This is a genomic window from Bacillus sp. LB7, assembly GCF_030449715.1.
Classification (GTDB): Bacteria; Bacillota; Bacilli; order Bacillales; family Bacillaceae; genus Bacillus; species Bacillus paralicheniformis.
The window spans coordinates 1-17,095 of record NZ_JASGCA010000008.1; the positions used below are offsets into that span (position 1 = coordinate 1).

Annotated in this window: 25 protein-coding genes and 1 riboswitch; of the genes, 10 read left to right on the forward strand and 15 right to left on the reverse strand. The window is 48.2% G+C overall.

The window, feature by feature from the left end; genetic code table 11:
• Positions 1-244 precede the first annotated feature (244 nt).
• The 4 genes from QMZ64_RS11935 to uptA all read left to right on the forward strand — a co-directional run bounded on the left by QMZ64_RS11935 (position 245) and on the right by uptA (position 3,219).
• Entirely contained in the window at positions 245-640 is a 396-nt protein-coding gene (locus tag QMZ64_RS11935) for a GtrA family protein (protein ID WP_265627312.1), read from the forward strand.
• Between the two features lie 16 nt (positions 641-656).
• Positions 657-1,553 (forward strand): UTP--glucose-1-phosphate uridylyltransferase GalU, encoded by an 897-nt coding sequence (gene galU, locus QMZ64_RS11940; protein ID WP_265627835.1) that lies wholly within the window; start codon positions 657-659, stop codon positions 1,551-1,553.
• Positions 1,550-2,536: a UDP-glucose 4-epimerase GalE gene (galE, locus tag QMZ64_RS11945; protein ID WP_265627313.1), complete on the forward strand. Its 987-nt coding sequence runs from the start codon at positions 1,550-1,552 to the stop codon at positions 2,534-2,536. The genes galU and galE overlap by 4 nt, the downstream gene beginning before the upstream one ends.
• Positions 2,537-2,631: 95 nt before the next feature.
• Positions 2,632-3,219 carry an undecaprenyl phosphate transporter UptA gene (gene uptA / locus QMZ64_RS11950; RefSeq protein ID WP_020450968.1) on the forward strand — a complete coding sequence of 196 codons (588 nt, stop codon included), beginning with the start codon at positions 2,632-2,634 and terminating at the stop codon, positions 3,217-3,219.
• A 39-nt stretch (positions 3,220-3,258) separates the two neighbouring features.
• Here the strand turns inward: uptA and QMZ64_RS11955 are convergent, their stop codons facing one another.
• Entirely contained in the window at positions 3,259-3,516 is a 258-nt protein-coding gene (locus tag QMZ64_RS11955) for a hypothetical protein (protein ID WP_265627314.1), read from the reverse strand.
• A gap of 121 nt (positions 3,517-3,637) precedes the next feature.
• Between QMZ64_RS11955 and QMZ64_RS11960 the strand changes: the two genes are divergently transcribed.
• A complete protein-coding gene (locus QMZ64_RS11960; RefSeq protein WP_265627315.1) occupies positions 3,638-5,917 on the forward strand; it encodes an ATP-dependent helicase in 2,280 nt (759 codons plus the stop codon).
• Positions 5,918-5,955: 38 nt separating this feature from the next.
• Here QMZ64_RS11960 and spoVIF read toward each other — a convergent pair whose 3' ends face one another.
• The 5 genes from spoVIF to QMZ64_RS11985 form a co-directional block, all read right to left on the reverse strand.
• Complete coding sequence (spoVIF, locus tag QMZ64_RS11965) at positions 5,956-6,213, reverse strand: sporulation-specific transcription regulator SpoVIF (protein ID WP_003180710.1); 258 nt, start codon at positions 6,211-6,213, stop codon at positions 5,956-5,958.
• Positions 6,214-6,341: 128 nt separating this feature from the next.
• Positions 6,342-6,473 (reverse strand): YjcZ family sporulation protein, encoded by a 132-nt coding sequence (locus tag QMZ64_RS11970; RefSeq protein WP_165426703.1) that lies wholly within the window; start codon positions 6,471-6,473, stop codon positions 6,342-6,344.
• Between the two features lie 79 nt (positions 6,474-6,552).
• Complete coding sequence (locus QMZ64_RS11975; RefSeq protein WP_265627316.1) at positions 6,553-6,762, reverse strand: hypothetical protein; 210 nt, start codon at positions 6,760-6,762, stop codon at positions 6,553-6,555.
• 83 nt (positions 6,763-6,845) lie between these two features.
• Positions 6,846-6,971 (reverse strand): hypothetical protein, encoded by a 126-nt coding sequence (locus QMZ64_RS11980; RefSeq protein WP_254926386.1) that lies wholly within the window; start codon positions 6,969-6,971, stop codon positions 6,846-6,848.
• Positions 6,972-7,048: 77 nt separating this feature from the next.
• Positions 7,049-7,405 (reverse strand): DUF1360 domain-containing protein, encoded by a 357-nt coding sequence (locus QMZ64_RS11985; protein ID WP_003180704.1) that lies wholly within the window; start codon positions 7,403-7,405, stop codon positions 7,049-7,051.
• A 147-nt stretch (positions 7,406-7,552) separates the two neighbouring features.
• Between QMZ64_RS11985 and QMZ64_RS11990 the strand changes: the two genes are divergently transcribed.
• The 5 genes from QMZ64_RS11990 to QMZ64_RS12010 all read left to right on the forward strand — a co-directional run bounded on the left by QMZ64_RS11990 (position 7,553) and on the right by QMZ64_RS12010 (position 10,144).
• Positions 7,553-7,939 carry a spore coat protein gene (locus tag QMZ64_RS11990; RefSeq protein ID WP_265627317.1) on the forward strand — a complete coding sequence of 129 codons (387 nt, stop codon included), beginning with the start codon at positions 7,553-7,555 and terminating at the stop codon, positions 7,937-7,939.
• A 45-nt stretch (positions 7,940-7,984) separates the two neighbouring features.
• Complete coding sequence (locus QMZ64_RS11995; protein ID WP_265627318.1) at positions 7,985-8,344, forward strand: spore coat protein; 360 nt, start codon at positions 7,985-7,987, stop codon at positions 8,342-8,344.
• Positions 8,345-8,411: 67 nt separating this feature from the next.
• Positions 8,412-8,927, forward strand: coding sequence for a spore coat protein (locus tag QMZ64_RS12000; RefSeq protein WP_265627319.1), 516 nt, complete (start codon positions 8,412-8,414; stop codon positions 8,925-8,927).
• Positions 8,928-9,061: 134 nt separating this feature from the next.
• The gene (locus QMZ64_RS12005) at positions 9,062-9,544 is read left to right on the forward strand and encodes a CotY/CotZ family spore coat protein (protein WP_003180694.1); all 483 of its coding nucleotides are present in this window, start codon (positions 9,062-9,064) and stop codon (positions 9,542-9,544) included.
• Between the two features lie 150 nt (positions 9,545-9,694).
• Positions 9,695-10,144: a CotY/CotZ family spore coat protein gene (locus QMZ64_RS12010; protein WP_165426698.1), complete on the forward strand. Its 450-nt coding sequence runs from the start codon at positions 9,695-9,697 to the stop codon at positions 10,142-10,144.
• Between the two features lie 37 nt (positions 10,145-10,181).
• Here QMZ64_RS12010 and QMZ64_RS12015 read toward each other — a convergent pair whose 3' ends face one another.
• The 9 genes from QMZ64_RS12015 to tenA form a co-directional block, all read right to left on the reverse strand.
• Positions 10,182-10,661 carry a CotO family spore coat protein gene (locus QMZ64_RS12015; RefSeq protein WP_265627320.1) on the reverse strand — a complete coding sequence of 160 codons (480 nt, stop codon included), beginning with the start codon at positions 10,659-10,661 and terminating at the stop codon, positions 10,182-10,184.
• 103 nt (positions 10,662-10,764) lie between these two features.
• Positions 10,765-11,541 (reverse strand): enoyl-ACP reductase FabI, encoded by a 777-nt coding sequence (fabI, locus tag QMZ64_RS12020; protein WP_003180687.1) that lies wholly within the window; start codon positions 11,539-11,541, stop codon positions 10,765-10,767.
• Positions 11,542-11,697: 156 nt separating this feature from the next.
• A complete protein-coding gene (gene thiD, locus QMZ64_RS12025; RefSeq protein ID WP_243939721.1) occupies positions 11,698-12,516 on the reverse strand; it encodes a bifunctional hydroxymethylpyrimidine kinase/phosphomethylpyrimidine kinase in 819 nt (272 codons plus the stop codon).
• A gap of 22 nt (positions 12,517-12,538) precedes the next feature.
• Positions 12,539-13,549 (reverse strand): thiazole biosynthesis adenylyltransferase ThiF, encoded by a 1,011-nt coding sequence (locus QMZ64_RS12030; protein WP_265627321.1) that lies wholly within the window; start codon positions 13,547-13,549, stop codon positions 12,539-12,541.
• Positions 13,546-14,313 (reverse strand): thiazole synthase, encoded by a 768-nt coding sequence (locus tag QMZ64_RS12035; RefSeq protein WP_265627322.1) that lies wholly within the window; start codon positions 14,311-14,313, stop codon positions 13,546-13,548. The genes QMZ64_RS12030 and QMZ64_RS12035 overlap by 4 nt, the downstream gene beginning before the upstream one ends.
• Before the next feature lie 6 nt (positions 14,314-14,319).
• On the reverse strand, positions 14,320-14,523 hold the full coding sequence (thiS, locus tag QMZ64_RS12040; RefSeq protein ID WP_265627323.1) for a sulfur carrier protein ThiS: 204 nt from the start codon (positions 14,521-14,523) through the stop codon (positions 14,320-14,322).
• Positions 14,520-15,629, reverse strand: coding sequence for a glycine oxidase ThiO (thiO, locus tag QMZ64_RS12045; RefSeq protein WP_265627324.1), 1,110 nt, complete (start codon positions 15,627-15,629; stop codon positions 14,520-14,522). Before thiO ends, thiS begins: the two co-directional genes overlap by 4 nt.
• On the reverse strand, positions 15,613-16,224 hold the full coding sequence (tenI, locus tag QMZ64_RS12050; RefSeq protein WP_265627325.1) for a thiazole tautomerase TenI: 612 nt from the start codon (positions 16,222-16,224) through the stop codon (positions 15,613-15,615). The genes thiO and tenI overlap by 17 nt, the downstream gene beginning before the upstream one ends.
• Positions 16,199-16,900 carry a thiaminase II gene (tenA, locus tag QMZ64_RS12055; protein ID WP_265627326.1) on the reverse strand — a complete coding sequence of 234 codons (702 nt, stop codon included), beginning with the start codon at positions 16,898-16,900 and terminating at the stop codon, positions 16,199-16,201. The genes tenI and tenA overlap by 26 nt, the downstream gene beginning before the upstream one ends.
• A gap of 83 nt (positions 16,901-16,983) precedes the next feature.
• Positions 16,984-17,092: riboswitch (TPP riboswitch) on the reverse strand.
• Between the last annotated feature and the right edge of the window lie 3 nt (positions 17,093-17,095).

Sequence of the window (17,095 nt, forward strand, 5' to 3'; positions counted from 1 at the left end):
GGGGAGTTTTCTTAATACAACGCTGAAAGCTTTTTGGAACCCTAGGCCTAGCCTAGGGTTTTCTTTTTCACAAAAAGTAACCGTTCCGCTTAAAAAGCGGAACGGTTTTTCTTTTCCTCAGAAAACATTTCATAGTTTGTTCATCTTTTGTTTATCGTTTATTCAACATTGTCTATTAAAGTTGTTTCTAAGCTTTTACGAAGCCCTGCACAAAATAGACGGGAGGTAACAGCCGAATGCCGTTATGAACAAAAACAACATCACCACACTCGCCCGTTTCGGGGTAGTCGGAGCCGGAAACACACTCGTTGATTTCGCCGTGTTTTTCCTCCTTACGTCGCTCCACGTCCCCTACCTGGCCGCACAGTTGTTTTCCTATTCGGCAGGCGTGGCAAACAGCTATATCTGGAATCGGACATGGACGTTTCAAGTACAGGAAAAAGCGCATGGCGCGGAGATCATCCGGTTTATCATGATCAATCTTGCAGCAGCAGGCGCTACATTTGTCCTTCTGTATATATTTCAAAAAGCCGGCCTGTCCCTTTTTGTCAGCAAAATGTCCGCAACAGTCGCAGGAATGGCGATCAACTTTATCGGAAACAAGCTATGGGTGTTTCAAGAACCCGGAACAGATTCATAAAAAAGACCAGGAGTGAATAACCATGAAAGTAAAAAAAGCAGTCATCCCAGCAGCCGGATTGGGTACAAGATTTTTGCCGGCAACAAAAGCGCAGCCGAAAGAAATGCTGCCGATTGTCGATAAACCGGCCATTCAATATATCGTGGAAGAAGCTGTCCAGTCAGGAATAGAAGACATCCTTATCATTACAGGAAGAAATAAACGTTCGATTGAAGACCATTTTGACCGCTCTGTTGAACTGGAGCAAAACCTGTTCGCCAAAGGAAAAAACGATGTGTTAAAAGAAATATGCGACATCGCCGATATGGCGAATATTCATTATATCCGACAAAAGGAGCCCCTCGGTCTCGGACATGCGGTGTTATCGGCCAAGCATTTCATCGGTGATGAGCCGTTTGCCGTTCTGCTCGGCGACGACATCATGGTGTCAGAAACGCCGGCGCTTCGGCAGCTGCTTGAAGTATTTGAAGAATATCAGACGGAAGTCATCGGCGTTCAGCCAGTCGATCCGGCGGACGTCAGCAAATACGGCATCATTCAGACGTGCGCGCAAAAGAACAAAGTGTATCAAATTGACGATCTTGTGGAAAAGCCGTCTGTCAAAGAAGCCCCTTCAAATATCGCGGTCATGGGCCGCTATGTGCTGAGGCCGTCGATTTTCCCCGTGCTCGAACAAACGAAGCGCGGTGCGGGAAATGAAATTCAGCTGACTGACGCACTAAGGGAAATCTGCCGGGAACAAAGCATGTATGCGCACAAATTGGAAGGAAGCCGCTTTGATATCGGAGACAAGCTGGGCAGTTTTAAAGCGAGCACGGAAATCGCTCTTATGCGGGACGAGATGCGGCCAAAACTGCTCACCTATCTGGAAAGCGTCTTAAAAAAAGAAGCGCAGAAAGGAGCATGGCAATGACATCCGTACTCGTTACAGGGGGAGCCGGATACATCGGCAGCCACACCGTACTCGAATTAACAAAGCAAAACCGCTCCGTCGTCGTGCTTGACAATTTATCCACCGGGCACAGGGAAGCTGTCAGCGGGGGCAGCTTTTACGAAGGTGATATCGGTGATGCGGCACTTGTCAAAGCCATCATCAAACATCATGATGTTGATGCTGTCATCCATTTCGCCGCCAAAAGCCTTGTGTCCGAATCGATCGAAAAGCCTGAGCTCTACTTTAAGGAAAACACGCTCAAGTCTTGTGCATTCTTCGAAACGGTCATCAAGGAAGGCGTCAAAAACATCGTCTTTTCGTCGACCGCCGCCGTATATGGCATCCCGGAAAAAGTCCCGATCAAAGAAACAGCCCCCCTCTCCCCTGTCAATCCATACGGGGAATCAAAGCTGATGATCGAAAAATACTTGCACTGGGTCGGGAAAACGCACGGTGTCAAGTGGGCAGCCCTCCGCTACTTCAACGCGGCCGGCGCCGCTTTAAACGGAGCGATCGGCGAGGATCACGATCCTGAAAGCCATCTCATTCCCCTCGTCCTGCAGACGGCTTTGAGACAGCGAAAGCAGCTGTCAATTTTCGGAGATGATTATCCGACGCCGGACGGAACATGCATCAGGGATTATATTCACGTCCTCGATCTGGCTTCCGCCCACCTGGCGGCCCTTGACGGGTTATATGAAGACAGACTGAAGCAAAATGTTTATAATGTAGGGACAGGGGCCGGACATTCCGTAAAAGAAATCATTGAAGCCGCGGAAAACATGACAGAGCGAAGCATTGCAGCAAAAACGGACGAGCGCAGAGCGGGGGATCCGCCAGTGCTTGTGGCGGACAGCCGGACACTGACGGAAGATACCGGATGGAAGCCGCGATACAGCGATTTACAAACCATTATTCAAAGCGCGTGGCAATGGCACAGGGCGCATCCGGACGGTTTTTGAGATTTGCTTGTTTCCCGCGCGGGCGGCAGGGAAACATCCCGGCAGCTGCTCCAACGTTCGGCTGATGAAATCAAAAGCAGGGAGAAAAAACGAAAATGGGAAGCATAGTGAATGATATTTTAATGTGGCTGACCGATCTTGGCTATTTCGGCATTGCGATCGGTTTAATGATCGAAATCATCCCGAGTGAAATCGTACTGGCCTACGGCGGATACTTGGTGTCAAGCGGCTCCATTACGATGACAGGGGCCGTGATCGCCGGCGTCATCGGGGGAACGATTGCTCAATTGTTTTTATACTGGATCGGCTATTACGGCGGAAGGCCGTTTTTATACAAATACGGAAAGTACTTATTGATCCAAAAGCATCACATTCAAACGGCCGAAAAATGGTTTGAGAAATACGGCGGAGGCGTTGTCTTTTCCGCCCGCTTCATTCCCGTGGTCAGGCACGCCATCTCCATTCCGGCAGGAATTGCGAAAATGCCGATTTTAAAATTCACGGGTCTGACCGTGCTGGCCATCATACCGTGGTCGATACTATTCGTCTACCTCGGCATACAGCTCGGCAGCCGGTGGGATCATGTTGAAAATGTGGCGAGAACGTACACGACTCCGATTATGATCGGAGCGGCCGCTATGATTATTCTGTATTTCGGACTCAAAAAACTGCGCAAAAAATAACGAAAACCCCGGTATAAAAGCCGGGGTTTGTTTCATCTTTCAAACGGACTCGTTAACGTAGCGTCCGCTTTCCGCCTTTTCTGCAACACGGCGGTTCAGCGTTTTTTTTCGCTTCTTTTCCAAGACCCGCCTAAAAGCCGCAGTCTGGTTTTCCTCTCTTTTTTCGACTTCGCGGTAGGCGCGCTCGCTTGGGATATTGGTGATTTTTTGTATATGCGCATAATTCGATTTTTGGCTGATGCTGCGATTGGCGTACTGTGTATATTGATCATGATGGACAGGCGGCAAATATCCCATTCGATCTCCTCCTCATCAGCTTTAATTCCCAAAAATCTACTGTTTTAAACGGTTTTCATTTGATATGATAGACGTTGTCTCATGACACTAGACGACTACCCATTAATTGGAGGACCTCTTTTTGAAATGCGCCCGATTCAATAACCGAGACATTCATATACATACATATTCGAGAGAACACCTGCAATTCCTCTTTGATGAAGCAAGAAAAGACAGAATCACGTGTAAACATTGCGGCTTGCCGCTCAGACTGAAATTGTCGATTCATGAAGAACCGCATTTTTTTCACCGGGAAAACGGGGATTTTTCTCAATGTGAGGCAGCTTGCTTAAGCGAGAAGACAGAGCAGACCAGACAGAACGACTATACAGAAAGCGGCGTGTTTCGTCTTCCGAAAGGCAAAGCGATCGGAGAGGAAAAGAAGGCGGACGCGGACTTCTGGACGCCGCCTCGCGAAGCTTCCATCCATTCTCCTTTCTCCCCAGCGGAAGAAACGGCTCCGGAACCGGTCTTTCCGAATGTGCCGCTGAATGAAAAACAGCTTGCCGCCGTGACGGCCCCCGAAGAACCCCTTCTCGTTCTGGCCGGCGCGGGAAGCGGAAAAACGCGGGTCTTAACCGCGCGGGCGGCTTATATGATAGCCCGGCTCGATATCCCGCCTTCTGCGATTTTGCTCGTCACATTCACGACAAAAGCCGTGAAAGAAATGAAAGAGCGGATGGCCTCGCAATACGGATTGCCGATGCAGACTGTGAACCGCCTCGTGACAGGCACCTTCCACAGCTTTTTTTACAAAATTCTTTATCATCATGATCCGGCAAAATGGAATGGCGAGCACCTGCTGAAATGGGAATGGCAAAAAGAACAATACATCAAAATGGCCCTTGCCGAAGAAGGGCTTGATGAAAAAGACTTTCCGGTTGACCAGGCGATCCAGCAGATCGGCTACTGGAAGAACGCTTATCTTCCGGGCGAACAGATTCCGCTGGAAGACGAGTGGGAAAAGCGGGTTCACCGGCTGTACCGTCATTATGAAGAACAAAAAGCTGCGCGGCGCCAATTCGATTTCGACGATATGGCATCTGCATGCTGGCAGCTGTTTCAAGAACAGCCAGACATTTTAAAACGATATCAGACACGCTTTCACGCGATTTTGATCGACGAATTTCAGGACATCAACCCTGTTCAGTATGCCATCATCAAGCTGTTGGCGAGCCCGGAAAACAACCTGACCTGTGTCGGGGATGATGACCAGTCAATCTATGCGTTCAGAGGCAGCAGCCCCTCTTTTATACTCGATTTTGAAAAAGATTATCCGAAGGCGAAAACAGTCCGCCTCACGACGAATTACAGATCGAGCCATCCGATTGTGGCAAGCGCCGATATGGTCGTGAGGAAAAATAAAAAGCGTTTTCCGAAAACATTAAGCGCTGCGAGAGATGACCGTCAAAAACCGCTCTTATTTTATCCTTATGATGAAGAGGAAGAAGCGATTATGATCGTCTCTGATATCCAAGAAAAAATTGAAATGGGCGCTAAGCCTGATGACTTCGCCATCCTATACCGGACAAACAGCAGCGGACGCGCAATCTTTGAACGTCTGCACCAGTCGGCTATTCCGTACACGGCTGAACAAGGCGTCCGGTCGTTTTACAGCAGGAGAATCGTCCGGCAGATGCTGGCTTATCTCTACTTAAGCCAAAATCAGGATGACGCGGAAGCCGTCAAACAGATTTTACCCGCCCTCTTTCTCAAGCAGTCCGCTTTAAATACGCTTAAAGCGCTCTCGATTACCGAAGATTGCACGATGGTTCAGGCGCTTGAAAAACTGACCGACATCAAACCGTTTCAGCTTGATAAAATAAAAAAAATCGTTCCTTTTTTCACAGGCTTAAAAACGATGAAACCGGTTGAAGCGATCTCTTTCGCAGAGGAAAAAATGGGCTTTTCCGATTACTTGAAAAAGCGCGGTAACGAAGGAAACAAGCTCGAAAAAGGGTCTGACGATCTGCGGGATCTCAAAACAGCGGCAAAAAGATTCAAAACGATCCCCGAATTTCTTGAGCATGTCGATCATATGAGAGCCGCGGAAAAGCAAAAAGCCGACGGATACGGTGTTCAGCTTTTAACAATCCACCGTGCGAAAGGGCTTGAATTCAAAACGGTCTATATCCTGGGAGTACAGGACGGCTCGATTCCGCATGACTTTGCCCTGGAGACAGCGAGAAAAGGCGACGAAACCGCTCTTGAAGAAGAGCGGAGGCTGCTGTATGTCGCCATGACCCGGGCCGAGGACCGCCTGTATATCAGCGTCCCTTCCGTCAGAAGGGGCAGAACGGCATACCGCTCAAGGTTCTTGCAGCCTGTTTTACGCCCGAATCCCCAGGTCCAGCTGCAATAAAAAACACCGTGCCCTCCTTTTATCGGAAGGCGCGGTGTTTATTTTTTGCTGTTCATCATTTTCGCGATCGTGTTGAAATCCATTTTTTCCTTGCCGCTTACAATGGATTCAACAATCTTATCTTCCATTTCCTGAGGAACCCGTTTGTTCGCCAATTTAGCGACGCGCTTAATCACGCTGCGGACCGTTTTTTCATCCTTGAAGTTGGCATTTTGCAGCGAATTCGCAAGCTGCATGACGTCATTCATGCTGACGCCCGTTTTCTTTTCGATGTTTTTGAAAAATTGATTGTCCATACCTATGCCTCCTTTTTGGGAGTGTTACGCTATCTTATGCATCTTTGAAAAGCCTTGTGCTTTTCCCGTTCAAAAAGAAGAGAGCACGGCCACATGCTGCCGCCGCCCTCTTCGCTTCAACTCAAAAACTAATATTTAAAAGAAGCGCCGACAATAATTAGAAGAATAAACAAGACAACGATCAATACAAACGTTGAACCATAGCCACCGCCATAGCCGCCGCAGTAGCCGCCGCCGTAGCCTCCGCCACAAAAGCCCATCTAAAGCACCTCCTTTTCTCCCTACACGATATGACAGTTGATAGAATTCGCTTGGATTGATGCATAGGGCTTTCGTGGATTATTTAAAGATGCCCGGCAGACTCACGTCCTCTCCCAGCCATTTTTCGGCATTCTCTGCAAACGCTTCGACCTGCCTGCCGAACTGTTCGGCAGAACGGTCAAATGTCTCCAGTTCCTTCTGCTGCTCAAAGATCACCCGGTCATGGCCGGCTTGCGTTTGATCGTGCTTGCGGTATATCGATTCAACCAGCTGTTCAAATAAATTCATCGTTTTTCCCCCTTATGATGGTGTATGCATCAGAAGAAAAATTGGCAACAAAAAAACCGGACTGTATCCGGCTTTTTTTGATATTAATAGGTTCTCTTTTTTTTGCCGCATCCGCAGCCTTTTTTCTTCACTTTTTTTGAGAAAGTGGACTGATGATTGCTGGAAGCGTTCGTTAATCGGCCTTGCTGCCTTCTTTTCACTTGTCTCATTGCATTCCTTCCTTTCTCATGCTTATACGCCATTATATGAGTCTTCTTTTCATAAGTTGCTAATGATAAATCCCCATTCAATCGAGCCATTTGGACACGATCGTTTCCAGTACCCCAGCAAGGCCCGCGATGGCAAGCAGAAGAATCAGCCATTCAGCAATGGTCGGAACAAATGCGTAAAGAACAAGCAAAAACGCGGTACACCACACACCCGTACACCAATAACAGCTCAACAGCTCGCCGATCCACGCTCTCACGCCTTTTCCTTTCATGACAAGATACGTCTCGGTCTCTCCCGTTTTTTCGTTTTTTTCTTCAACCTCTTCGTGAAACAGGCTTCTAAACGGCGCCATAATCGTGTCAAACACGACCAGCCGCGTCAGCCGAAAAACCGCGATAGAAAATAGAATATATAAAAGCCAGCTTTGTATCACAGGGCTCCCCCTTTCCTGCTTCCAAATATATGCCGGAACCGCCTTACCTAAAACAGCAAATTTGGGTGCTGAAATGTATGTTTTCCTCATTCCGCTATGGTACCGGTCTGCATTTAATAAAGTGTGGATAAGAAAGGAGTGAAAGTTATGTCGTTTCATGAAAAAGCCGAAGCTCTGTACGCAGAAACATTTGACGAATTGTCCCGGGAATATGACCAGCTCATTGAAGTGATTGATTCAGAACATGTCACTGTAAATACGACAAACATAACAGCAGCTCTCTCTTTACAAGCCATTGTGATCACATTGATTATTTTATTGTTACAGCTTGCGATCGAAGACGAGGATACGGCAGACATCATCTCTGAACAGATTTTAGCCGTACAAAGGCTGCAAAGCAGGAGAAAGATCATCATTAAAGCCATCAACAGCTGCAATGTCACTATTACACTTTCCTCAGAAGATATTTTGCTTTCAGTCCAACTTTTAACCGATGTTTTGATCGCCCTTATGATTGTACTTGACATACTTTAAGCCTTTCTTTCTAAAAAAATTTAAAAAAATCGAGGTGAAAATCAATTGTCTGATAAAGAAAAAGTGAAGCCGGATATGACTCCGAATCCGATGATGAATATGCTCGTTTCAAGTGTTTTAAAAAAGCATGGCATCTCAAAAGATCAGGCAAAGAAGATCTCCGATGAAGAAAAAGCAAACATTTTGAAAATGTTCGAAGATCTGAAAGCTCAATCTGATGCCATTATTCAACAACAGCAGGAGAAAAAAGAGGGATCTCAATCCAAAGCTTCCTCACAGTCAGATGAAAGGCCGAGACGAAGAAGAAACCGCTCAAATAAAAACAAATTAAGAGAAAAGCTCAGACAAAGAAGACAAACACAGGAAACAGACACAAATGAAGAAAAAAATGGGGATTTGGAGTAGGGTATCTGCCATATACAAGTTCGGAGTCTCTAACATTTAATAATAGTAAATGGAAGGAGGAAAACAAATGGAAACTAGACCATATTCTTGGGTTGCGCTTGATCCTGAATGCGAGCATCCGGGAACTGATTACTATCCTAGACCTCAAAAGAAACAGCTATGCGATGACTACAGCTGCAAATGCGGTGCCAGACATGGCGGCAATGCTCTGTTCGATCAGGACTTTGATCAAGTGAATGTGAACAAACAGCTTTCAGATGAAACAATCATCATTAAAGATTCTTGTAATATCACCGTTCATACAGAGGATACTCAAATTGCCGTATCTATTCTGGCAGGCATTCAAGCAGGTATTTTCCTATCTATCCTTACACTTATTGATGATGCAGAACTGGCAGAAATCATTTCACAAGATCTATTCCAATTGACAGCGAACAAGCAAGCCAACCGCCAAAAACTTGTTATCGACAACTCACGCGATGTTACAGTGACAACAGAAGACACAGACATTGCTGTAGCGATCACTTTGGCCCTTCAAGTTTTCTTAGCACTTGTGTTGCTTTTAATCGAATTCCCGTTTTAGAAATTCAAAAAAGCAGAGCCATCAGCTCTGCTTTTCTTCATTTTTATAGACGATTACCCACACCAACAAGGGCACGGGTACATATGTTGTTAAAGACTAAAGTCAAATATCCCTATAAAAAGGAGCTGAAATCCATGAGCTGCGGAAAACATCATGGCCGGCATGAAAATTGTGTATGCGATGCAGTAGAACAAATTATAAAAGAACAGGATGCAGTTGAAGAAACATGTCCGACGAGCTGCTTCGGCAATCTGCTGAGTCCGACGGTTTCCGGTAAAGACACCATTCCGTTCCTTTTGTACGACAAAAAAGGCGGTTTATTTTCAACATTTGGAAATGTCGGCGGATTTTCAGATGATATGCAGTGCTTCGAATCGATTTTCTTCCGGGCAGAAAGTCTAAAAGATTGCTGTGCAACGCTTTCAATCCTGAGGCCTGTGGACATAAACGGCGACACATTAAGCGTCTGCCATCCTTGTGACCCTGACTTTTTCGGGCTTGAGAAAACGGACTTTTGCATCGAGGTTGACTTGACTTGTTTCTGCGCGATTCAATGTCTGTCACCTGAACTAGTTGATCGCGCAGCAGACAAAAAACACAATCAGCACCACGGTTAAAAGGTGTCGGGCTGCATCAAGCCGGCCGTTATGATCGGCTTGATGCCAGTCTTTTCACGAAAGCTGCCGGCTTTCGGCAGCTCCTTTTACCAATAGAAAAGCCAGGCCGAAAAATGAAATTTTAAATCCTGAACTAGGAGGGATCATAACATGACGAAATGTTCAGCCGAAAATTGCGTGTGCGAAGCCGTTGAAAACATTCACGATCTGCAAAACGCCATTGAGGAAGAAGGCTGCCCGACAAGCTGTTTCAGCAACCTGCTTTCCCCTTCGAGACACTTAGGCGACACCATTCCGTTTATTTTATACACTTCAAAGTCTAAGCCGTTCGTAGCGTTTGGGAATGTCGGAGAGCTTCAGGCAGGCCCTTGCTTCAGCACCGTGTTTTTCAGAGTTGAAAAGATTGATGACTGCTGCGCTACATTGAGACTGTTGATTGCCTTTGATGAAAATCGCCGCGTTCTCGATTTCACAGAAGATAAAGACAAAATTTGCGATGTGTTCCGCTTGGAAAAAACAAATTTCTGCGTTGAAGTGGATCTTGAATGCTTCTGTGCGATCGAATGCTTAAATCCGCAACTGATCAATCGTTCAAAATAAAAAGTCCCTGTATCGGGACTTTTTTTATCGTATGAATTTAAAAGCCGAGAGGGTGCAAGGAAGTAATGCTCTCGATCGGCAGTTCCGCCGGAGCCCCTTTACTCGACGTTTTGACAAATAAGGAACCGCCTTTCTTTCCGGCGATCGTTCCTCTGTATGTCTTCCCGTCTGCTTCAATGAGACAAAGGGTTTTCGGCATATTGCCGGGAAGGTTTGCCAAAAAGTCGATTTTCTCGGCGATGGTCATCTTGTTGAGCGGCTTTTTAATCGGTTTGACTCCTTTTTCGGACCGATTCGCCTCATCGCTAATCACCGCTTCGGCGCCGTCTTTTTCGTCTGGCCGGACGGCTTCATCCTGCTGTTCCTTTCGCCGGGCTTTTTGTTCGGAAGCGTCGGGCTTTGCTTTCTTCTTTCTTTTAATCAGAATATCCTGCATGTTCGCTTCTGCCTTATCATAGTCCGGCTGCACAATATACATGAGCGGCTTTTGCTCCGCATCGTTTTTTCTGCTAGACATCTTGATCCCTCCGATCTGTTCATGGTATATCTATATGCAAAAAAGGAGAAATCAGAAGAAAAGAAAAAGCAATCCTTTAGCGGATTGCTTTTTTAGCGCTATGTTATCGCGCGATGATATGGTAGCCTGAATCAACATGCAGGTTTTCGCCGGTCATGCCGCGGGAAAGGTCGCTGAACAGGAAAGCAGCCGTGTCGCCGACTTCTTCCGGAGTCGTTGTGCGGCGAAGCGGTGCGCGCTCTTCGATTTCTTTTAAAATCGAGTTGAAGTCGCTGATTCCTTTTGCAGACAATGTCCGGATCGGCCCTGCGGAAATGCTGTTGACGCGGATTCCGTCTTTTCCGAGATCGCTCGCCAAGTATTTGACGCTGGCATCAAGCGATGCTTTCGCAACACCCATGACATTGTAGTTGGATACAACGCGCTCGCCTCCAAGGTATGTCAGCGTGACGATGCTTCCGCCTTCAGTCATAATGCCGCGCGCCGCTTTAGCGACCGCTGTCAGTGAGTAAGAGCTGATATTGTGTGCGAGCAGAAAACCGTCGCGGGTGGTATTCAAGTATTCTCCAGCCAAGTCTTCTTTGTTCGCGAAAGCGATGCAGTGTGCAATGCCGTGGATGACCCCGACTTCTTTTTTGATGTCGGCGAAGCACGCTTCAATTTCTTGGTCATTTGTGACATCACAAGGAAGTACGATTGAATCGTTCCGCTCCAAAGAATCGGCCAGCTCCTTGACCGATTTTTCAAGCCGCTCACCCGCATACGTAAAAATCAGTCTTGCGCCTGCATTGTGAAGTGAGCGGGCGATTCCCCAAGCGATGCTTCGTTTATTTGCTACACCCATGACGACGATATTCCGGCCTTCCAGTGATAAATTCATATGTATGAAATCCTCCTAATGATTAACATTTTATTAGTACCTGATCATAATATATAGTATCACAATTAATAGCAGGCTGACAATTTCAGAATATAAAAAGCGGCAGAGACCGTTTTAGATGTCCTGCCGCGATATTGATTCGTTTTTATTGCGGGACTACAGTTCCAACCCTGCGTTGGATAACTTTTGATATGCAAAATGGTTGGTCGGTCCGTGGCCGGCTCCGAAATCAAGGCTGCGTGCAACCGCTTCGTGGACGAAAGCCTCAGCGATGCGGAAAGCTCCTTGAATGCCGTTTCCTTTCGCTGTTTGCGCCGTTAGAGCGGCGGCAAATGTGCAGCCTGTTCCATGGGTATTTTTCGTCTTAATATAGGTGTTCGTTTTTTCTGTGAACACCTCTCCGTCGAAGAGGAGATCGGTTACTTTGCCGTCCTCGGGCTGATGTCCTCCCTTGATGATAATGTTGCGAACGCCCATTTCATGCAATTCACGAGCCGCTTTTTTGCGGTCTTCCATTGTTTGAATGCTTCTCCCTGTCAGCACTTCGGCTTCGGGAATGTTCGGCGTTACCGCATAAGCGAGCGGAAGCAGGCGCCGTTTTAATGTTTCAACTGCTTCCTCATTCAATAGTGAAGCGCCGCCTTTGGCGATCATGACAGGATCGACAATCACACGTTTAAGCTCGTGTGTTGCAATTTTTTCGGCAATGATCTCAATCATCTCCGCGCTCCACAGCATCCCTGTTTTCACGGCGTCAGGTTTTAAATCTTCCGCCACTGCATCAATCTGGGCGCCGAGCGCTTCCGGAGAAAGCGGGTAGACACCGTGAACCCCTGTTGTATTTTGCGCAGTGACCGCTGTCAAAGCCGTCATGCCGAAGACGCCAAGCTCCTGAAATGTTTTAATGTCGGCTTGAATGCCGGCTCCGCCTCCTGAATCCGACCCGGCGATTGTTAATGCTTTATATATGCTCATGATGTTGCACTCCCTTCGGCCTTTAGCCAATCCACCTGTGATATATCGTTTTCGCGCGATTGATATCGTTCGTTCCGTGAATCAAAGCGCGTCCGTCCCGAAAAATCACGAACTTAATATCCTCCGTACGGCAGGATAATAAATAAGGATTTCCCGTCACATCCAAACCGGCTTTTTTTAATCTGGCGGCAAGCGGCTCCAGCTCCGGCGGCTGTTCCGCGGCCGGCCTGATCTGAACCGTTTGTCTGCCGCAAAGAACGGCTGCTTTTGTTTCGTTTTCAGCTGAAAGAAACGGAAACTCGCCTTTTCCGCACGTCGGACATGAGCCATGTTTAAGCGCGTCAGCCCGGACTTCAGAGCGCTCATTTGTCCAAATATCAAATGAGCGAAGCATTCCTGACGGTTCATGCCCGGTCAGCAGCTTCAGGGCATCTGTTACCTGGTATGCGGCAACCTGCTGGACGACCGGACCGATCACCCCTGCTGTGTCGCACGTCATGGTATTCGCGGGCAAATGCCCCAAAAGACAGTGAAGGCACGGCGTTTTTCCCGGAATTACGGTATATGTGATGCCATAGCTTGCGACACACGCGCCGTACAGGAAAGGGATGCCTAATTTGACCGCCGCATCGTTCATGATCAGCCGCGTTTCAAAATTATCGGTCGCATCGACGATCAGGGACGCTTCTGCCGCAAGCTCGAGCGCTTTTTCCGCGGTAACATCCGCTACAATGCCGGTCACTTGAACAGAGCTGTTGATCAGGCGCAGCCTTTTTTCGGCAGCGGCAGCCTTTGGCATCTGATCCATCACATCCTGTTCCGTATAGAGCTGCTGGCGCTGGAGATTGCTCCATTCCACATAATCCCTGTCGGCAATCGTCAGCGAACCGACCCCGGCCCTCACCAGCATTTCTGCGCTGGCCGCGCCCAATGCCCCTGCACCGATCACGAGGACGCGGGCGCGGCTTAATTTTTCCTGGCCGTCCGGTCCGATCGGGTGAAAAAGCTCCTGTCTTGAATACCTGCCGGTCAAATCGTCAACTTCCCTTCTTCAGGACTGCTGGCGATGCCGTAGTTCTTTTCCGGAATTCGTCCGGCAAGGTATCCGAGTCTGCCCGCTTCAACGGCAAGCTTCATAGCCTTCGCCATTTGGACCGGATCTTTCGCCCCGCTCACTGCCGTGTTCAAAAGTACTCCGTCAGCGCCGAGTTCCATTGCGTATGCCGCATCTTTCGGAGAACCGATTCCGGCATCCACGATTACGGGAACCTTAGCCTGTTCAATGATGAACGACAGGTTGAGCGGATTGACGATTCCCTGTCCCGAACCGATCGGAGAGGCCCCGGGCATAATGGCGTGTACGCCGAGCTCTTCAAGCTTTCTCGCAAGGACGACATCGTCCGATGTATACGGCAGCACAATGAAACCTTCTTCAAGCAAGGCTTCTGACGCCTTCAGCGTTTCTACCGGGTCAGGCAGAAGCGAACGGTCACAGCCGATCACTTCGACTTTGATCATGTCGCAAAGACCGCTCGCTTTAGCAAGCTTGGCGATCCGGACGGCTTCCTCAGCCGTTTTTGCTCCGGCCGTATTCGGCAAAAGCGTATAACGGCTTAAATCAAGCTGCTCCAAAAAATTAGGCTGAGATTCTTCAAAAATATTCATCCGTCTGACGGCAAACGTCAGGATCTCCGATTCAGATGAGCTGACGGCCTCTTTTTGAATTTCAAATGACGGATACTTCCCTGTGCCGAGCAATAACCTTGATGAGAATTGACGATCTGCGATTTTTAACATAACGGTTTATCCCCCTCCGACAAAATGAACGATTTCGATGACATCGTGTTCTTCCAGTTTGACTGTTTGATATTGGTCTTTTCCGATAATCTGCCTGTTTCTTTCAACAACGACAACACGATTTTCCAAACTGTAGGATGCGAGCAAATCGTAAACCGTGCCGCCGTCATCTCTCCACTCTATTTTCCGGCCGTTGAGCTGAATGTTCACCTGTGCACAGCCTCCTTTCGCTCCACTTTAAACGCCTCGGCCCACTCTGTTTTGACCGGATTGCCGAGGATCATGTCAGCTATCATCTCACCGGTTGAAGGTGCCAGGAGGATGCCGTTTCTGAAATGTCCGGCAGCAAACAATATCCGGTCATTTTCAGGATGTCTGCCGATATATGGATTGCCATCCCCTGTTTCCGGGCGTAATCCGGCCCAGCATTGGTCGATTGCCATGGATTCAATGTCAGGGAGCATCGACTTGGCCTTTCGGATCAACTCCTCGATTCCGCCAAGTTCCGGCTGTTCATTCCAATCCCCGGGCTTCATTGTCGCGCCGACGACAAGCTTTCCGCTATGGCGCGGAACGATGTAGCAATGATCATGGTAAAGCGTCCTTGTCAAAGGGATGCCGTCATTCCACACAGACAGGCACTCCCCTTTGACGGGATAAAAGCTTTTGTCTATGTCGATCTGTTTAAAGAAAACACCGCTCCACACACCGCTTGCAATGACAACGTGCTCCGCCTCCGCGGTGCCTGAAGCAGCAGTGACGCGGACGGCCCCCGCTTCAGATTCGATCGATAAAACGGGCGTATACTCGAAGACATCGGCACCGAGCATCCGGGCCCCCCTGGCAAATGCCCTGCACGCTGCAGCCGGTTCGACATGGATGTCGTCCCGAATGAAATTGGCGCCGAGAATCCCTTTTCCGGCATGCGGTTCCAGCTCATATACTTCAGCTGCTTCAAGCCATTCCACAGAATCCAGTGCAGCCATTTGCATCAGATGTTCGCGGTCGCTTTCTGAAAATGCCAGCTTTAATATCCCTCCGTCATGCTTTCTGATATCAATGCCGCTGATGTCTTTCAATTCGCCCGTCAGCCGCTGATAGGCTTTTTGGCTGGCTCTGGCAAATTCGAAAAAGGTACCGGGTTTATCGCATTCAGCATGGGCGCCGAGCATGCCCGCCGCCGCGCTCGTCGCTTTTTTGCCGACTTCTCCGCTTTCAAACACGGCCGTTTTTTTCCCCGATTTCGCAAGATGGTAAGCGATGGATGTCCCGATGATGCCTCCGCCGATCACGATCGTATCATAGCGCTTTCTCATATGAATCTCCCTTCACGAGACAGGCAAGTCGCGCGGCCGCCTCATCCGGTCTGTCATGGGAAAAGATCCCCGACATCACGGCGATGCCGTCTGCCATTTTGACTTCCGCCAGTCGTTGTTCGGTAATACCTCCGATCGCAATGACCGGAATGCTTACAGCCGCCTTCACTTCAGCCAGGCTGAGAGCCCCTCTTCCTTTCCGGCCCTTTTTACAGTCCGTTTCAAAAATGTGGCCGAACAGCACGTAATCTGCACCTTCAGTTTCAGCCTGAACCGCTTCTTCTGGCGAATGTACGGACTTTCCGATTTTCAAATGCGGAAAACGGCTCCTCACACTTTTGACGGAAAAGCCGTGTGAAGGCAGCTGCACCCGGTGAATGTGATGAAACAAAGCGATATCCACCCTATCGTTGATGATAAGTTTCCGCTTATCAACCCCTTCTTCGGCCAGGCGGTCGATTAAACTTGATATTTCGCTTACTTTTTTTGACCTTTCCCTGATGTGGATAAAGTCAACGGTATTTTGAATCGAGATGATTTTTGCAGCAAGCTCTTCCACAGAGTGCTTGTCATCGGTGATCGCGTGCAGATGCAAGCTGATCCACCCCGCTTTTTGACCAGCTTTCTTTTTGGTAGGCCATATCCCAGAAGCTGTATTCGTAGAAGCTGGAGATGACGAAGTTCTCCTTCATCTTCGCCCGCGTTTTCTCATCGGCGTTTTCAGCCAGCTCATCGAAGCGGTTGATCTGTTCTGTCACAAGTTCTTTAAACCAGTCGCCTCCGTATGTCGCGATCCATTCTTGATAAATCGCGCTGTCAGGCCTGCACGTTTTTAACGTTTCACCGACGTCATAATAGAGCCAATAGCAAGGAAGCAAAGCGGCCAGTATTTCCGCAAAACTGCCGCTGACGACAGAACGGTACATATGCGATGTGTACGCATACGCTGTCGGCGACGGCTGAAACGACTCCAGTTCTTCCTTTGTGATTCCCAATAGATCGGTGAATTTCCTATGGAGCGACATCTCGGCTTCATATGTGCCTTTCGCGTGTTCAGCCATCCGGCTTGTCGTATATAAATCGTGAGCATATGCCGCACCAAAGGATTGGACTTTGGCAAAGTGGGTCAAATAGTAGGAATCCTGCATGACATAGTATTTAAATCGATCAACCGGAAGTGTGCCGTCTCCAATCCCTTGAATAAACGGATGGACAAAACTGCCTTCCCACCATTTTGCAGCGCTGCTTCGGCATTCTTCTGAAAACTTCATTTCGAGGCTCCTCCTTCGATTCTGAACATAAAAAAACCACTTTCCCGCAAGGAAAGTGGTTTGGAATTTGCATATATACATAATCAAATACCGTGCCACTTCCCTACGCAGGTTTGAACCTGTTCAGGTTATGAGGGTCTAAAAGTCACACTTTTATCTCAGCCCTTATCAAGGACTCCCCTAGTGGAAAACATT

Excerpts from the sequence above, each read along its gene's own strand:
- thiO (WP_265627324.1), bottom strand. The coding sequence starts at position 15,629 with ATGAGAAAGCGCTATGATACGATCGTGATCGGCGGAGGCATCATCGGG.
- QMZ64_RS11990 (WP_265627317.1), top strand. The coding sequence starts at position 7,553 with ATGTCGTTTCATGAAAAAGCCGAAGCTCTGTACGCAGAAACATTTGAC.
- tenA (WP_265627326.1), bottom strand. The coding sequence starts at position 16,900 with ATGAAGTTTTCAGAAGAATGCCGAAGCAGCGCTGCAAAATGGTGGGAA.
- QMZ64_RS12015 (WP_265627320.1), bottom strand. The coding sequence starts at position 10,661 with ATGTCTAGCAGAAAAAACGATGCGGAGCAAAAGCCGCTCATGTATATT.
- fabI (WP_003180687.1), bottom strand. The coding sequence starts at position 11,541 with ATGAATTTATCACTGGAAGGCCGGAATATCGTCGTCATGGGTGTAGCA.
- QMZ64_RS12010 (WP_165426698.1), top strand. The coding sequence starts at position 9,695 with ATGACGAAATGTTCAGCCGAAAATTGCGTGTGCGAAGCCGTTGAAAAC.
- spoVIF (WP_003180710.1), bottom strand. The coding sequence starts at position 6,213 with ATGGACAATCAATTTTTCAAAAACATCGAAAAGAAAACGGGCGTCAGC.
- QMZ64_RS11975 (WP_265627316.1), bottom strand. The coding sequence starts at position 6,762 with ATGAATTTATTTGAACAGCTGGTTGAATCGATATACCGCAAGCACGAT.
- QMZ64_RS12005 (WP_003180694.1), top strand. The coding sequence starts at position 9,062 with ATGAGCTGCGGAAAACATCATGGCCGGCATGAAAATTGTGTATGCGAT.
- QMZ64_RS12000 (WP_265627319.1), top strand. The coding sequence starts at position 8,412 with ATGGAAACTAGACCATATTCTTGGGTTGCGCTTGATCCTGAATGCGAG.
- QMZ64_RS11935 (WP_265627312.1), top strand. The coding sequence starts at position 245 with ATGAACAAAAACAACATCACCACACTCGCCCGTTTCGGGGTAGTCGGA.
- QMZ64_RS11970 (WP_165426703.1), bottom strand. The coding sequence starts at position 6,473 with ATGGGCTTTTGTGGCGGAGGCTACGGCGGCGGCTACTGCGGCGGCTAT.
- QMZ64_RS11955 (WP_265627314.1), bottom strand. The coding sequence starts at position 3,516 with ATGGGATATTTGCCGCCTGTCCATCATGATCAATATACACAGTACGCC.
- QMZ64_RS11980 (WP_254926386.1), bottom strand. The coding sequence starts at position 6,971 with ATGAGACAAGTGAAAAGAAGGCAGCAAGGCCGATTAACGAACGCTTCC.
- uptA (WP_020450968.1), top strand. The coding sequence starts at position 2,632 with ATGGGAAGCATAGTGAATGATATTTTAATGTGGCTGACCGATCTTGGC.
- thiD (WP_243939721.1), bottom strand. The coding sequence starts at position 12,516 with ATGAGCATATATAAAGCATTAACAATCGCCGGGTCGGATTCAGGAGGC.
- QMZ64_RS12035 (WP_265627322.1), bottom strand. The coding sequence starts at position 14,313 with ATGTTAAAAATCGCAGATCGTCAATTCTCATCAAGGTTATTGCTCGGC.
- galE (WP_265627313.1), top strand. The coding sequence starts at position 1,550 with ATGACATCCGTACTCGTTACAGGGGGAGCCGGATACATCGGCAGCCAC.